Below are 14,646 nucleotides of genomic sequence, written 5' to 3'. Positions count from 1 at the left end.
TTCTTTATTTATAACTTATATTTTACTTTATTACTTTTTCTTTAACAAAGGATTTTTAAAATTGTATGCTTTGGTGATATTCTTGAAGATTCTTAATTTGTTTGTTTCCTTTGCTGTTTTCAATGTATGACTCAATTCCTTTTGCACTTGCAATTGCTGCAGCAGTTGTTGTAATGTATGGAATTTTATGTCTAATAGCAGCCTTTCTAATGTATGAGTCATCCTCATTACTATCCTTACTTTCAAGAGGTGTATTTATAACTAAGTTTACCTCTTTATTGGTTATTATATCTAAAATGTTTGGTCTTCCCTCATGAAGCTTTTTAACAACAGTTGATTGGATTCCCTTATCAGCTAAGAACTTACTTGTTCCCTCTGTAGCCTTAATTTCAAATCCAATTTGAGCAAACTTTTGCGCTGCTTCTAATATTGCTTCTCTATCCTCTTCTCTTACTGTAATTAATACAGATCCCTGAGTAGGTAATGAAACCTGAGTTCCTTCCTGTGCCTTATAGAAAGCAAATCCGAAGGAATCACCCATACCTAATACTTCCCCAGTAGATTTCATTTCCGGTCCTAGTAGTGGATCGATTTCCGGGAACATATTAAATGGGAATACTGCTTCCTTTACTCCATAGTATGGAACTTTTACTTCTTTTAAATTAGCTACGATTTCTTTGTTTGAGTTAGTTACTTTATCCATAATAATTTCTGTCGCAATTTTTGCCATTGAAATATTGCAGATTTTTGAAACTAGAGGAACTGTTCTAGAAGCTCTTGGATTCGCCTCTAATACGTATACTTTACCATCTGCAATGGCATATTGTATATTCATAAGACCTATTACATTTAGTTCCCGGGCAATTTTTTTCGTATACTCATTAATAGTTTTTATATGCTCCTCTGGTATAGTAATCGGTGGAATAACACATGCAGAGTCTCCTGAATGTACTCCTGCATATTCAATATGCTCCATTACTGCAGGAACGAAAACATTACTTCCGTCTGAAATAGCATCTGCCTCTGCCTCTATGGCATTATCTAAAAATTTATCTATTAATATTGGTGACTCTGGAGCTATATCTGTTGAGTTATTTATATATGTTTTTAACATTTCCTCGTCATATATAATTTCCATACCTCTTCCACCAAGAACGAATGAAGGTCTAACCATTAATGGATATCCAATTTTATTAGCTACTGTTATTGCTTGTTCTAAATCACTAGCCATACCTGATTCTGGCATAGGGATTTCTAATTTTTCCATCATTAATCTAAACTGATCTCTATCCTCAGCTAAATTAATTGTTTCAAGTGAGGTTCCTAAAATATTAACTCCTGCCTTTTCAAGCTCCCCTGCAATATTTAATGGGGTTTGACCACCAAACTGAACAATAACTCCTAATGGCTTTTCTTTATGGTATATACTTAATACATCCTCTACTGTCAGAGGCTCAAAATATAGTTTATCTGAAGTGTCATAGTCCGTTGAAACAGTTTCTGGGTTACAGTTAACGATAATTGTTTCATATCCTAATTCTCTTAGTGTAAGAGCTGTATGCACGCAACAATAGTCAAACTCTATACCCTGACCTATTCTATTAGGCCCACCACCTAAAATCATTACCTTTTGTTTATCTGTAGCTGTAGTTTTATCCTCAGCATTATAGGTTGAATAATAGTAAGCTGCATTGTCAACTCCACTCACAGGAACTGGTTCCCACGCCTCAGAGATTCCTAGACCAATTCTTTGACTTCTTATTTTATCTTCTGGTTGGTTTAATAACTTAGCAATATATTTATCTGCAAATCCATCTTTTTTGGCCTGAATTAGTAAATCATCAGGTAGACTATTGTTTTTATACTTTAACATTTCCTCCTCTAACTCTACTAACTCCTTCATTTGCTGAATAAACCATGCTTTAATATATGTTAATTTATGAAGTTCTTCAACTGTAGCCCCTTTTCTTAAGGCCTCATACATAATAAATTGACGTTCACTTGAAGGTTCTACTAACATCCCTAATAGCTCTTCTAAAGACTTTGAGTTGTAGTTTTTAACAAAACCTAACCCGTGTCGATTAGTTTCTAAAGAACGGATGGCTTTTTGGAAAGCCTCCTTATAGTTTTTACCTATACTCATTACCTCTCCAACAGCCTTCATTTGTGTTCCTAGTTTATCATGAGCTTCTTTGAACTTTTCAAATGCCCACCTAGCGAATTTAACTACTACATAATCTCCTGATGGTGTATATTTCTCTAAAGTACCATCTCTCCAATAAGGAATTTCATCTAAAGTTAAACCCGAAGCCAACATTGATGATACTAAAGCTATTGGGAAACCTGTAGCCTTAGAAGCTAGTGCAGATGATCTTGAGGCCCTAGGGTTAATTTCAATAACAACCACCCTACCTGTTTTAGGATCATGAGCAAATTGTACATTAGTACCTCCAATTACACCAATTGCTTCTACTATATCATGGGCATGTTTCTGTAGTTTTTGTTGTAGCTCTTCACTTATTGTTAGCATAGGAGCTGTACAAAATGAGTCACCTGTATGTACTCCTACAGCGTCAACATTTTCTATAAAACATACGGTTATCATTTGGTTTTTAGAATCTCTTACTACCTCTAATTCTAGTTCTTCCCATCCTAAAACCGACTCTTCTATTAGTACCTGACCTACTATGGAAGCAGCTATCCCTCTTTTAACTATGTTAATTAACTCTTCGGTGTTATAAACTAAACCTCCACCTGTTCCACCCATTGTGTATGCAGGTCTAATTACAACTGGGAAACCTAGCTCTTTAACTATATTTTCAGCTTCTTCTACACTATATGCAGGAAAGCTTCTAGCCATTTCTATGCCTAGTTTATTCATAGTCTCTTTAAAAGCGATTCTATCTTCTCCTCTTTCGATAGCATCGACTTGCACTCCAATTACTTGTACTGCAAACTTTTCTAATACTCCTGCCTTAAAAAGCTCTACACAAAGATTAAGAGCAGATTGACCACCTAAATTAGGAAGTAGTGCATCTGGTCTTTCTTTTTCAATAATTTCAGTTAATCTTTTTACATTTAGTGGTTCTATATATGTAGCATCAGCCATGCCTGGATCTGTCATAATTGTTGCAGGATTTGAATTTACTAGTACTATTTTATAGCCTAAGTTTCTTAGGGCTTTACAAGCTTGAGTTCCAGAATAATCAAATTCACAAGCCTGTCCGATTATAATAGGTCCCGATCCAATGATCATTATTTTGTTGATATCTGTACGTTTTGGCATTTATCATTCTCCTTTTCAAATGAATAAATATAATATATTTTAAATAATTATAGCAGGTTAATTTTAAATATGCTACTTCTTTTTGAATATTATTTCGCGCAAGTGTATATTTATAAATAATTCAAATTCACTTCATACACAGATTTACCTTATCATATGTATTTTAAAACTATATAATTCAATTTGTTTATTAATTTATTAAGACTTAATATACAAAATAAAATAAGGTCTGTAGAATATACTTAACTCTACAAACCTTAATATTAAAATTTGAACTATAATTAATCAAATCAATACTAATTCATATTTACTTAGATAACTCTTCAGCATTTTCCCCTGCTTGTATTATACAGTCTTCCACAGCTTTCAAAATTGCTTTACTTGTATATGTTGCACCTGATACAGTATCAACTTTTAATCTCTGATTTTCTATAATAGCTGCAGGTATTCCCTCTAGAGCTGGTCCTGCAATATAATCTGTTTCAACATTACTTACAACTACTATCTCCGCTATGGAATCTTCTGTAAAAGTTACTTCAATTACTACAGGACCATTAAAACCTAGTTGTTCAGAAGTATATGTACCTGCTGTATATGACGGTACAAAAACTTCTTTTTTATCCCCTGAAGAACAAGCTGTTAATAACAACAAAAGTATAATTATTAATGCTATCCCTTTAATTCCATAGATACTTTTCATCATTACTCCTCCCTGATAATTTACCGAACTAGAGTTATATTTAAAGTTAATGTACTATATAATCCTCTTCCTTCATATTTGTCACTAGCTTAAGATCCTTACCATCCATTATTATTAAAGCAACTTTATAATGATCTAAATATGTATTCATAAAATCTATAGCTTCCTCTTCTGCCATAGTACATAGTGCTGTTGAGATTGCATCTGCCTCGCTGGACTTATTACCTAATATAGATACAGCTAAGATACTGCTAGTAGTAGGCTCTCCAGTATACGGATTAATGATATGGCTGTATTCTCTCCCATCTAAGAAATAGCTTAAATCATAGGTGCCACTAGTAGAAATCCCAGTATTTTTATCAAATATAGTTAAGTATTTTTCTGTTTTATTATTTGGATTTGAAACAGTTATGCCCCACATATTATCATCTGGTGCACCTTTATTAGAAACATTTCGCTTCAATAACTGTAAGCTACTAAGACCAACATTTACAAAACCATATTCATAGCCATTCATTTTTAAAATTTCTATCGCTTTATCTGCTGCGTAACCTTTAGCAATTCCACCTAAATCGATTTTAAGTGAGTATAGGACTCCGTCAATTTCTATGTCATTTATATTTTTAGTAAGTATATAACCACTACTATCATTTCCACTTAAAATTACTCCTGCGAAGTCAGAGAGCTCTCGAAATGCCTCAATATATTTATTATCTGGGAGATTAAAACTACCATTATCATTTCTATTTCGATCATATGGCATCCCGTTAACTTGATTTACATAATTAAATCTTGGTGTAAATCCCCATAAATCTACTAAATTATATACTGCGGGGTTATACTTTCCATTTGTAAATTCATACATTTCCTTAGATATCTTTATTAGTTCCGCAGTCAATGGGCTTATTTCAATACTTTCCTCATATCTAATCATATTAAATCTATATATATCACTTTCTGGAATACTAACACTAGCTGCCTTATCTAATTCTTCAAGCATATTGTTGATTTCCTGCCATGTAGATTCAAAGCGTTCTATAGCTTTGGGAGCTGAAAAATCGTCAAATACTATAACTGAACTTACTGTACCAAAGTGATCATAGCTTATTTTTCTTCTGGATGTAAGTTCCCCAGTACTTTTATTACCTATATTACATCCCATCATAATAAATATAATACAAAATAATATAGCAGAAATCTTTTTCATCCTAAAGTTACCCCCTTAAAAAGGATAAGCACCTACAAAAGTCGGTGCTTATATTTTTCTAACTAAGATTATTCAGCAACGACCCAGTTCTCGTGATATATCTTATCAGTTACCTTAGTTTCAGCAGTCTCATCCATCGTTCCTATTACAACTGCACAAACAAATTTTAGATTTCCATAGGCTTCTACTGCACGATTTTCGTCCCCACGTTTTAATGGATCATATCCTAATACATATTTATATCCCTTATCTTTTAAATATACTTCCTCTGTTGTTAACTCTCTTGTAGACCCGCCTCTAGTGTATTCAGTAGTCATAAACATATGTGTTCCATATCCATAACTAATCGCTCCAAGATTTAAGTATCCCGTTGCAATCCCCACGTTATAATAACCTCTATCTAATGATTGATCATGTCCTCCTAAACTTTCTTCTTTAGGAAGAAGTCTATCTCCAAATACTAGAACGGTTACTGTTCCATCATGTGCATTACCTTCACCAACAACATCTACTTGTTGATCTACATCCTTAAGAACTACCATTAAGTAATCGTTAAACCCTCTTGATGTAGGAGTTAGACTTGTAAGTTTCATAATTGATGCTAAGTCCTCAGGTGTTGGTGCATATGCTGCTCCCTCTTTAAATGATCCATTATTAACTGTTCTCCAAACACCTTCAGTTTCTACCCAATTAGGAAATTGAGCTGCATCAAAAATAACTTCTGGAGTACTAGGTGTACTGTTATTACTTGGAGTCGTGTTAACACACCCAGTCATCATAGTTACCATAAGTAATACCACAAGTACAATTGAAACAGGTTTATACCTCTTCATAATTTTCATCATCCTCCCCTTTTATTTTTTCATCATTATAGTATTTTGTTTAACTATAACGATGATAAAAACTAGTTTGAAATGAAAATAAATAATAAAATCTATCAGATAAGATTATTTAATTCTTATCTATCTATTAAATTATATTGCTTGTCTTAGACATCTAGTACACTTTTTACTATGCTTTAACCAAATAAAAAAATGAATAAATGTCGTAAAAGGCATTCAAATCTTTTGTATAAATGGTAAAATATAGATATATAATGTCATTTACAAAGTGAGGTAAACAATGAGTTTATTTAAAAATTATGATAGAAAAAGAAAAGCTTGGCTTGATGGTGTTGCCCATGCAACCCTAGATCCAGATGGGCCAGGCTCAGCAAGAATGCATTTAGTACCACCCAAACCACTAATTCTTAAGGACCCTCCTAGTCAACTTATTATTAACGGTACATGGTTCTTACCTATTGGTCCTTCATGGGCTACAGTTCTGCGTATATTCTTTAAAGAGTTACAGAATCATTGTAAGAACAAGCGTCATATTAGTGAACATGAAACTGATTTAATAGAAAAAACTGTTGTTACAAAAGTACTTGAGCTATATCCTAAAACAGAAGAAAACTTAATTTTATCTGATCTTAGAGAAATAATTACTTTAGGTGTAAACATAGCTACCAACGGATATATACCTCCAGAAACTAATATAGGAATGAATTTAGAAGAATACAGTCAATATATGACTGCACCCCATCGTATGGATCTTATTCTAGCCCCAATGTCTCTAAATAGTAAACGAGCTTGTCCTCTAGAATGTGTTTGCTGCTATGCTGACTATGGTGATTTTATGGATATCGAAAAGCCTTTAGAAACTTCAGAATGGAAACAGATAATAGATAGATGTAAAGATGCAGGGATTCCTATGCTTACATTTACAGGTGGAGAGCCATTAACAAGTCCAGATATTGTGGAATTGGTAAAATACTCTTCCTGGTTTGTAACTAGACTAAATACAAGTGGATATAATTTAACTAAAGAGCTTGCTAATGAGTTACATAGTGCAAGTCTAGATGGAATACAAATCACACTTTATTCTGATGACCCTAAAATACATGATGATTTAGTTGGCAAAGTGGGTGCGTGGGAGAAAACTATTCAGGGAATAAAAAATGCAATGGATGTAGGCCTAAGCGTAAGTATCAATACTCCTTTAGTTTCTAGAAATAAAGATTATATAAGTCTAATACGATTTGTTCATGAATTAGGAGTTTATTGTGTTGGTTGTTCCAGTCTAATTCCTACTGGAAATGCTGTAGAACAAATAAGAACTGGAAAAGCCTTGAATAAAACTGAGCTTAAAGATATCTTAAGCGAAGCTGTTTCTGTATGTAAGGAGCTAATAATGGAAATTTCATTTACATCACCAGGCTGGTTATCCTCTGAGGAACTAATTGAATTAGGCCTACCAAGTGCTCCTGTTTGTGGTGCCTGTCTCTCTAACATGGCTATTACACCTACTGGGGAGGTTGTACCATGTCAAAGTTGGTTAAAAGGCCCATCTCTTGGGGACATTCGTGCCCAATCTTGGGATAAAATATGGAATAGTAAAACCTGTAAAGAAATACGTAAAGACTTTGCTACTAAAGGAAGTTGTCCATTGAAGGAGGCCTGATTATGAAAATTAAACGTTTATTAATAACTATATTTGTTTTTTTGCTTTTAACTCTACAGGTCGTGTCAGCGACACCACCTGATATTATTCATGAAATGTTAGTTAAAATAACACCTAATACAGATGGAAGCTTAAATATAAGCTATGAATTTGACTATGAGGCTACGACAGATTTCCCACCTAACATTCAATATTTACAAATAGGTGTAGCAAATAGTGATTTTACTCTCCTGAGTTTATAGGTTGCAAGAACAAAAAATCAGCTAAACACCTTAAAAATACTAGGTCATAGCTGATTTGTTTTTATTTTTTTATGTTGTGAACTATTTCTTTCCTATAAGAACGAATTTGCTCGATTCTTATATTTCTGTAATTTAGAGAAACACCAAATAATTTTTCGATATCTCTATAAATTTCATCTTGTTTATTAAGTGAGTAGATTCCATTGGTAATAAATCTACACGTTGCATTTCTAAGAGACTCTTGTATTCGTTTAATAGAGTATTTGTTTTTGAGTTTATTCTCTAGAATTCTCGAAATTAATAATGCTACGAAACAAATAAGAAAATGTCCTTCTATTCTATCCTCTCTTCGAACATAGACAGGACGACCTTCTAAATCTGACTTTAAAACTTTAAAAGATTCTTCTATCTTCCAAAGACCTCTATACCTTTCAATTATTTCTTCATCAGGCATTTCAAGCTCACTGGTAACAAGAGCATAATACCCATCTAAGGCCACATCTCTTTCGTACTTAGCAGCTTCAAACTCTAAGAGCGTTTTTTTATCTTCCACTTCACCTGTATAAGTATCTATCTCTATTTCTTTTAAATACTTTTTTACACCATAACGATTAGAAGCTTTATATTTCGAAGGATTTTCAAGATACTCTTGAATTTTTTTCTTCTAATTTTTCTCTTTTGTGTTTTTCTCTAGCATCATAATCAGCAGCCCAGAAAGATACAACTTTTTCTTTGAGTGTAATTTCCTCACCATTTTCGTTATTAGTTTTTCTTTCCCTGAAGAAAGATTTAATCTTAAAAGTTTTAGTAGAGTTATAAACGTAGCCTTCATCTTTAAGAATTTCTTTTATAAATGTCTTAGAGGCACCTCTTACCTTTTGTGAAACTATGTAACCATCATTGTTTTCTACAAGAAAAGCTAGGTTTTTACCACTATTTAGAGCTTTGTCTGCTGTTAGAATTACTCTCTCAAGAGCATATCTATTTTTCATATTCTTTAAGGCAGGAATAAGCATTGTACTATCATGGGTATTACCAGAAAAAGATCATACCCAACAGGTAGGCCTGCTCTATCAATTGCTAGACTCATTTGTACGATTGGCGTTGTTCTTTTTTGTTTAGAGATACCAACTTTTTTAAGATTATTTTCTAAGTCTGATTCAAAGTAATAGTTAGTTACATCAAAGAAAACAAGTGAAGTATCTCTACCGTGGATCTGTGAAACTTGCTCATGAAGATGTTGTTGTAGGTCTTCTTTAATATCCTTCATTAGAGAGAGAGACTCGTAAATAGAATTTATAGTTACTTTAAAAGATTCGAAATACTCATCTTTATTTTCAAATGTTGATTTTTTACTAGCAGGTTTCAGAATTCTTCCATATAGAAGCAATTGAAAAACTTCATTCAAGTCAAAAACATGCTTTCTTTTACGCATTTGTGATTTAAAAAACTGAGGCAAACTAAGCTCATTATAGAGTCTTTCAAGAAAAAAGTAGCCATAGTTCTTATCAATTTCCATATCATCGTTACTATCACTAAGGTTCAATGTTAGATTTACTTGGTTTTTAGTTATCAATTTAGCAGAATCTTTTAGCTTTTGTAGAATATCCGGATCATTAGCCTCTAATTCTTCAAGATTGCCATAGCATTTAATAATTCTTTGTTTAGATTTACCATTTTCGTCACGGTAGCCTTCAACAAGATATACTTTTTTATACTTAGCTGTAGGACTCTTAGTCACTCTAATAAACATAAAATCACCCTCTTTTATTATATCACAGTACATCGAAGTACACAACAATTATTTCCAAAATTTCCAATAAAAAAACACCTGAAATTCAAGTGTTTTATCATCTTTTTAGTTTTTGAACCTATAAACTCAGGATATAAGCTATGAATTTGACTATGAGGCTACGACAGATTTCCCACCTAACATTCAATATTTACAAATAGGTGTAGCAAATAGTGATTTTACTCTTTTAGAATATTCCCCTTCTTCATTAATATCTAATGGGAAGGAATTGAAATCAGCAACATCACAAGTTCAACTGGACTTTCATAGATTACCAAAGCAAGGAGATAGATTTAATTTCAGCTTTACTATCAATCAACGTTCCATGTTATATAAGGCTGGAGACGATACTGTATCACTACAGTTTAGACCTGGGTGGTTCGATTTTGCAGTAATAAATGAGCTTAAAGTTATTTTAAATACTGAAAACATTTCCCCTATAGACTTTAAGGTTCAACCTTCAGAAACAGCTCATACTGAGGTATCCTGGATAACAAAAAATATGAGAACAAATCAAAAAGCTGACATTGTTACTGTTATTTATAAAAGTGATTCATTTCCTGAGCTAAATAGTTTAAAGAATAATACTTCTATTGGCAGTTTTATTATTACTGCTATATTTATATTAGTTATAGTAATTATTCTATTCATCCTCATTAAACCCTCCGGCCCTAATAATTATAATTCAGGAAGATATGGTGGCGGGTATAGAGGTGGAGCTTTTATTGCTGGAAGTAGTTCTCTTCATCGAGGTGGAACAGGGGGATGCGCCTGCGCCTGTGCTTGTGCCTGTGCTTGCGCCGTTGGTGGTCGTGTAGGCTGTTCCGAACGGGGATACCAAGTTCTACATTGGTTAATAAAGAATAATAGTAAGTAATAGAGACTCCATTTTGGAGTCTCTTCTGTTAATTTATATTATGGTTTCCATTTATTTAACTTAGATCCTATTTTAGCATTATCATATATTTTAGATGTTTTTTTGCAGAGGCTCTGAAATATTATTTAAAAGAATAAAGAATAGATATATCGTACCTATAGATAATAATGGAAACATAACTATTTCAGCTATATTTAGTTTTACTCCCGCTAATAATTGTCCTATAACCATTGCTGTTACCGATGTTCCTAAAGTAATACCCTTTATAATTACTATAGATGATAAAAGATAACCATATGGGTTCCTTTTTAATAGGAGAACCGCTGATAGTATAGATACAGGAAATATAAATCCTAAATCTAAACCTTGTATAACTAAAGCAGTATAATGTTCTATAATTAAAGGAACTGAGTTATTAATTACTGCAGGTAAAATCATTCCTAACCAATTAAAGGCCAAAAATAATCCGATTACAATCTGAAATATTGCTAAAGTTTTAATTGGAAGCTTTGTATTAAAAGAATTTCTTAATTGGTCTAAATCAAAGGACATCATACATAAAGTAAAAGCAAAGAAGCTAGCTGACATAATTATTACATAGATTAGAAAAAAAGAATTATACATCCATAGAAAAGTATAAGAGACATAAGTATATAAAAAGAAGGCTAGAGTACCAGTTAATAATAGCTTACCTTTCAATGATTTTTTTCTATACATACCTAGGGATATTAATAATATTGGAATACCTAATACTAAGGTTACTACATCCTGTGCTCTTCCTTGGGCAACGATTGCTATTGAGTCATTCTTATATATTCCTTTGCCATAGATTTCCACTTGCTCTCCATGAATAGATTTAAATTCTGATATTTCACTAGTATTGTTTGAAAAAACACCTACTAATGCTGCTATAGTTGATAGTACAGTTATTATTAAAACAAGTATTGTAATAGCCTTTTTAAACCTCAAATTTCATTCCTCCTAGAACATATATGAGCACTAAAAACTTATTATTATATGTATATTATACCAGATTAGGATATTAGAAAGAATTATAGTTATTAACAAATATCTAATTTAAATACTCCCTCAAAAAAAATTGAGGGAGCAAGAATTATAGACTATTATTTATTTCTTCAGTAATTATTCTGATTAACTCATGAACTTCAAATCCACCTTTTTCACTTATCATTTCAATCGTTGCAATCGACGACATAGTTCTGAATATAACTGGGTTTTTAAGTTTGCTATATTTTGGTGATAAATTAAACATATACTCTTTAATAAATGGATATTTCTTAATTAGTTCACCGATTACAGTATCTTTAGTTATACCATAAGGATTTAACTCGTCCTTATTTTCCTCAACCGGTCCATCATCATTATTCTTTTTATTCTCCCATGTTAGCAATCTTTGACTTCCTTCCAAACTTCTAATACGGGTTACATCCTGCATCATTTCTAGTACTCCTCTGAATTTGCCCTTTTCATCCCTTACAGCATTGTAAATTATATAAATAAACTTTCCACCAACCTCTAACCAAAACTCAGCCATATCTTGTTCTCCAGATCTAAAGGCCTCAATAATTTCCTCTACTGTATGGACACTTTCCCTAGGATGGCAGTTTTGAACTTTTCTTCCAATTACACCTGCACTTCTTGGAAATACCCTATGTTTTGTGTCACTATAAAATTTAACTATTTCATTTTCATCTACATAGGATAGGTCAACTTGTAAATGTTTAAATATTAGATTTATTTGCTCCAAAGTTAATTTGCCTTGGCTAACATCCAAAACTTCTCCTCTGCCAGTGTTTTCAAGTACACCATGTTTATGTAGAACATTCGCTAAGTCCTTTAGCAACTCATTATTTAAAAATATCTTGTCTGTTTTATCCTCTTCAATTCCAAATGGTATTGGAGCAGGGATTAAACAATAACCAATTTCGTCATCGCCTATTCTCATTTTAACGAAATCTTCATTGGAGAGAAGATCAATCGAAGTGGGATAAAGTATTTCAACTTCCTTTACCATCATATCTTCGACCATTTCAATAACATCATCTTGCAGATTTATAAACTCCTTATCCTGGTTCTTTTCTAAAAAGTCTTTAGCCCTTCTAATTATGTCTTTAATATTATTTTCTAAAGTCCACATTACCTTAGAAGGTTTATCGAATCCCTTCTCTTCCAGAGCTGGGTACAATTGATTTTGCTTTCTAGAAAAGTGTATTTTAATTTCACTTAGTTTTTCGTAAAGTTCATCCCATTGATTTTTAATAAATTTCTTATCTTTTAACTTTCTCATTTCTTCCAGCACTGCTCTTATAGCTTCAACTTCATCAAGATATGTTCTAACTGGATGACCTAAAGGTAATTCTATTTTATTACTTACTAATATACCATCAAAAATCTCTAATATTTCGTCCATTCTTTCTGCTAACTCTTCATCTGTTATTCCATACTGCTGTAGATATTGTTCACAAATTGCAAACTCCTGTGCAGTAACTTTATCAAAGGACTCTTTCATTTGACTTTTAGCAGTCTCTAAAGAGATACTTCCCCTTAAGTAATTTAGTTTGATTTTCATGATTTTTTCAATTTTTTTATCATCTAAATCTAAAAATTCACCCATTTTAATTTTTTCTATTGAATCCTTAGGAGTAAAGTATACATGATATTCCGTATCACTTACTTTATTTATATACTTATCAAAACCCTTTTCTTCCATCATTTTATACATTGGAGATGGTTCAAAGTCTTTAATTATATGTATTCCTTCCTCTGAACCTAAATCTTTTATTGCCTTAGTTATACAATCCTTAAAGCTTTCATGCTCTCCCCTACCATCAATTGTAATATACTTAATATTTTTCTTCATAACTCAACCATTCCTCCCTAATATTACACAATAACATTAATAGGTATGCAAATCATTTAACTCTTGTTATATATAAGTTTATTTAATTATACCCATTTGCTCTGTGACCCATATCACAATATTTAAGTATAAATAAAAAAATCTTATAAAATATATATAAAAAAACATAAGAAAAACCGGCACATGGTGTCGGCTTATATTTCTCTTTATTAAATTTTGCAATTATTCGTATCCCTGGACTCATATATTGTTTTAGAAGTGCTCTAACTCCGAATATTATATTAGTTTATACTATAGCTAATTATCAAGCTTAATTTTTAAAAACTATCTAAACCATAGATTGAGTTTTTCATCATCTAGCTCTATTCCCTTATTGATGTTGTTCATATCAATATATATTCCACCTACTGCACCTGTCTTTAGTTGTCTAGGGTTTATTGGTATATTATTATCACAGGCATACTTTATAATATCTGAGACAGCCTTATTTGTCTTGGGTTCGACTATAACTTTATGCATAAATAAATTTTTAGGAAGCTGTTTTTGGAATAAATCGATATTTATTTTTTCCCCGAAGAATACATTATTTTCACCACAAATTCCTTTTAAAAAATTAATATCCTGTTCAGTAATATTTTTGTAGTTCATTCACCCAATCCCCCATTCAATCTTTTTCTTTATATATAAAATAGATCTGAAGCTATTTTTATATACCTAATACACAAAAAGGTTAGATTTTTCTATCTAACCCTTCTATTCATATTTACCTTGCTCATATTAATCATTATCCCCCAACTAAGCCCCTTACCTTTATATCTAGGTGTTACAGATATATTATTTTCGTAAGCATACCTTAAAATATCTGAAACCGCCTCTGAAGTCCGTGGCTCAACTACTACTTCAGGTATAAAGATTACATTAGTTAGATCTTCTCCGGCAAATTCATGAATATTTTTTTCTTTAATAAACACATGTTTCTCACCACATATAACTTTTAGAAAACTAATATCCTGATCACTAATTTTCTTATACCCCATCAGTTAATCCCTCCTAATCACTTGTTATTCATTGATTAAGAATAATAAATTTTACTATTGTTTTTTTGTTCTTTCCAATCTATTCTTAGGTAGTATATTTATATAAGTATTGTTCTACTTTT

Annotated in this window: 14 protein-coding genes; 3 read left to right on the top strand and 11 right to left on the bottom strand. The window is 32.0% G+C overall.

Features of this window, described 5'->3' with window-relative positions; translation table 11 throughout:
* Window positions 1–55: 55 nt before the first annotated feature.
* From carB to HZR23_RS12065, 4 genes are all read right to left on the bottom strand, one after another.
* On the bottom strand, window positions 56–3,286 hold the full coding sequence (gene carB, locus HZR23_RS12080) for a carbamoyl-phosphate synthase large subunit (RefSeq protein WP_132849766.1): 3,231 nt from the start codon (window positions 3,284–3,286) through the stop codon (window positions 56–58).
* A gap of 307 nt (window positions 3,287–3,593) precedes the next feature.
* Entirely contained in the window at window positions 3,594–3,989 is a 396-nt protein-coding gene (locus HZR23_RS12075) for an FMN-binding protein (protein ID WP_132849767.1), read from the bottom strand.
* 43 nt (window positions 3,990–4,032) lie between these two features.
* The gene (locus HZR23_RS12070) at window positions 4,033–5,193 is read right to left on the bottom strand and encodes an FAD:protein FMN transferase (protein ID WP_132849768.1); all 1,161 of its coding nucleotides are present in this window, start codon (window positions 5,191–5,193) and stop codon (window positions 4,033–4,035) included.
* 68 nt (window positions 5,194–5,261) lie between these two features.
* A complete protein-coding gene (locus tag HZR23_RS12065) occupies window positions 5,262–6,026 on the bottom strand; it encodes a hypothetical protein (protein ID WP_132849769.1) in 765 nt (254 codons plus the stop codon).
* Between the two features lie 289 nt (window positions 6,027–6,315).
* Between HZR23_RS12065 and HZR23_RS12060 the strand changes: the two genes are divergently transcribed.
* A complete protein-coding gene (locus HZR23_RS12060; RefSeq protein WP_132849770.1) occupies window positions 6,316–7,695 on the top strand; it encodes a radical SAM protein in 1,380 nt (459 codons plus the stop codon).
* Between the two features lie 2 nt (window positions 7,696–7,697).
* Window positions 7,698–7,937 carry a hypothetical protein gene (locus tag HZR23_RS12055; protein WP_132849771.1) on the top strand — a complete coding sequence of 80 codons (240 nt, stop codon included), beginning with the start codon at window positions 7,698–7,700 and terminating at the stop codon, window positions 7,935–7,937.
* A gap of 61 nt (window positions 7,938–7,998) precedes the next feature.
* Here the strand turns inward: HZR23_RS12055 and HZR23_RS12050 are convergent, their stop codons facing one another.
* From HZR23_RS12050 to HZR23_RS12040, 3 genes are read right to left on the bottom strand one after another with little or no spacing between them, the layout of a single operon-like run.
* Complete coding sequence (locus tag HZR23_RS12050) at window positions 7,999–8,592, bottom strand: IS1634 family transposase (RefSeq protein ID WP_330615954.1); 594 nt, start codon at window positions 8,590–8,592, stop codon at window positions 7,999–8,001.
* Window positions 8,576–8,929: a hypothetical protein gene (locus HZR23_RS12045; RefSeq protein WP_213050253.1), complete on the bottom strand. Its 354-nt coding sequence runs from the start codon at window positions 8,927–8,929 to the stop codon at window positions 8,576–8,578. The genes HZR23_RS12050 and HZR23_RS12045 overlap by 17 nt, the downstream gene beginning before the upstream one ends.
* A 5-nt stretch (window positions 8,930–8,934) precedes the next feature.
* A complete protein-coding gene (locus HZR23_RS12040) occupies window positions 8,935–9,723 on the bottom strand; it encodes an IS1634 family transposase (RefSeq protein ID WP_213050252.1) in 789 nt (262 codons plus the stop codon).
* A 235-nt stretch (window positions 9,724–9,958) separates the two neighbouring features.
* On the opposite strand from HZR23_RS12040, the gene HZR23_RS12035 reads away from it, so the two are divergent.
* Complete coding sequence (locus HZR23_RS12035; RefSeq protein ID WP_132849447.1) at window positions 9,959–10,606, top strand: hypothetical protein; 648 nt, start codon at window positions 9,959–9,961, stop codon at window positions 10,604–10,606.
* A 90-nt stretch (window positions 10,607–10,696) separates the two neighbouring features.
* Here HZR23_RS12035 and HZR23_RS12030 read toward each other — a convergent pair whose 3' ends face one another.
* From HZR23_RS12030 to HZR23_RS12015, 4 genes are all read right to left on the bottom strand, one after another.
* On the bottom strand, window positions 10,697–11,575 hold the full coding sequence (locus tag HZR23_RS12030; protein ID WP_132849448.1) for a hypothetical protein: 879 nt from the start codon (window positions 11,573–11,575) through the stop codon (window positions 10,697–10,699).
* 145 nt (window positions 11,576–11,720) lie between these two features.
* On the bottom strand, window positions 11,721–13,487 hold the full coding sequence (locus tag HZR23_RS12025; protein WP_132849449.1) for a PAS domain-containing protein: 1,767 nt from the start codon (window positions 13,485–13,487) through the stop codon (window positions 11,721–11,723).
* 324 nt (window positions 13,488–13,811) lie between these two features.
* Window positions 13,812–14,135, bottom strand: coding sequence for an FAD-binding protein (locus HZR23_RS12020; protein ID WP_132849450.1), 324 nt, complete (start codon window positions 14,133–14,135; stop codon window positions 13,812–13,814).
* Between the two features lie 92 nt (window positions 14,136–14,227).
* Window positions 14,228–14,524 carry an FAD-binding protein gene (locus HZR23_RS12015; RefSeq protein WP_132849451.1) on the bottom strand — a complete coding sequence of 99 codons (297 nt, stop codon included), beginning with the start codon at window positions 14,522–14,524 and terminating at the stop codon, window positions 14,228–14,230.
* Between the last annotated feature and the right edge of the window lie 122 nt (window positions 14,525–14,646).

This window comes from Serpentinicella alkaliphila, assembly GCF_018141405.1.
Taxonomy (GTDB): domain Bacteria; phylum Bacillota; class Clostridia; order Peptostreptococcales; family Natronincolaceae; genus Serpentinicella; species Serpentinicella alkaliphila.
The sequence above is the reverse complement of the archived record's forward strand: the minus strand, read 5'-3'. Positions and strand labels throughout refer to the sequence as shown.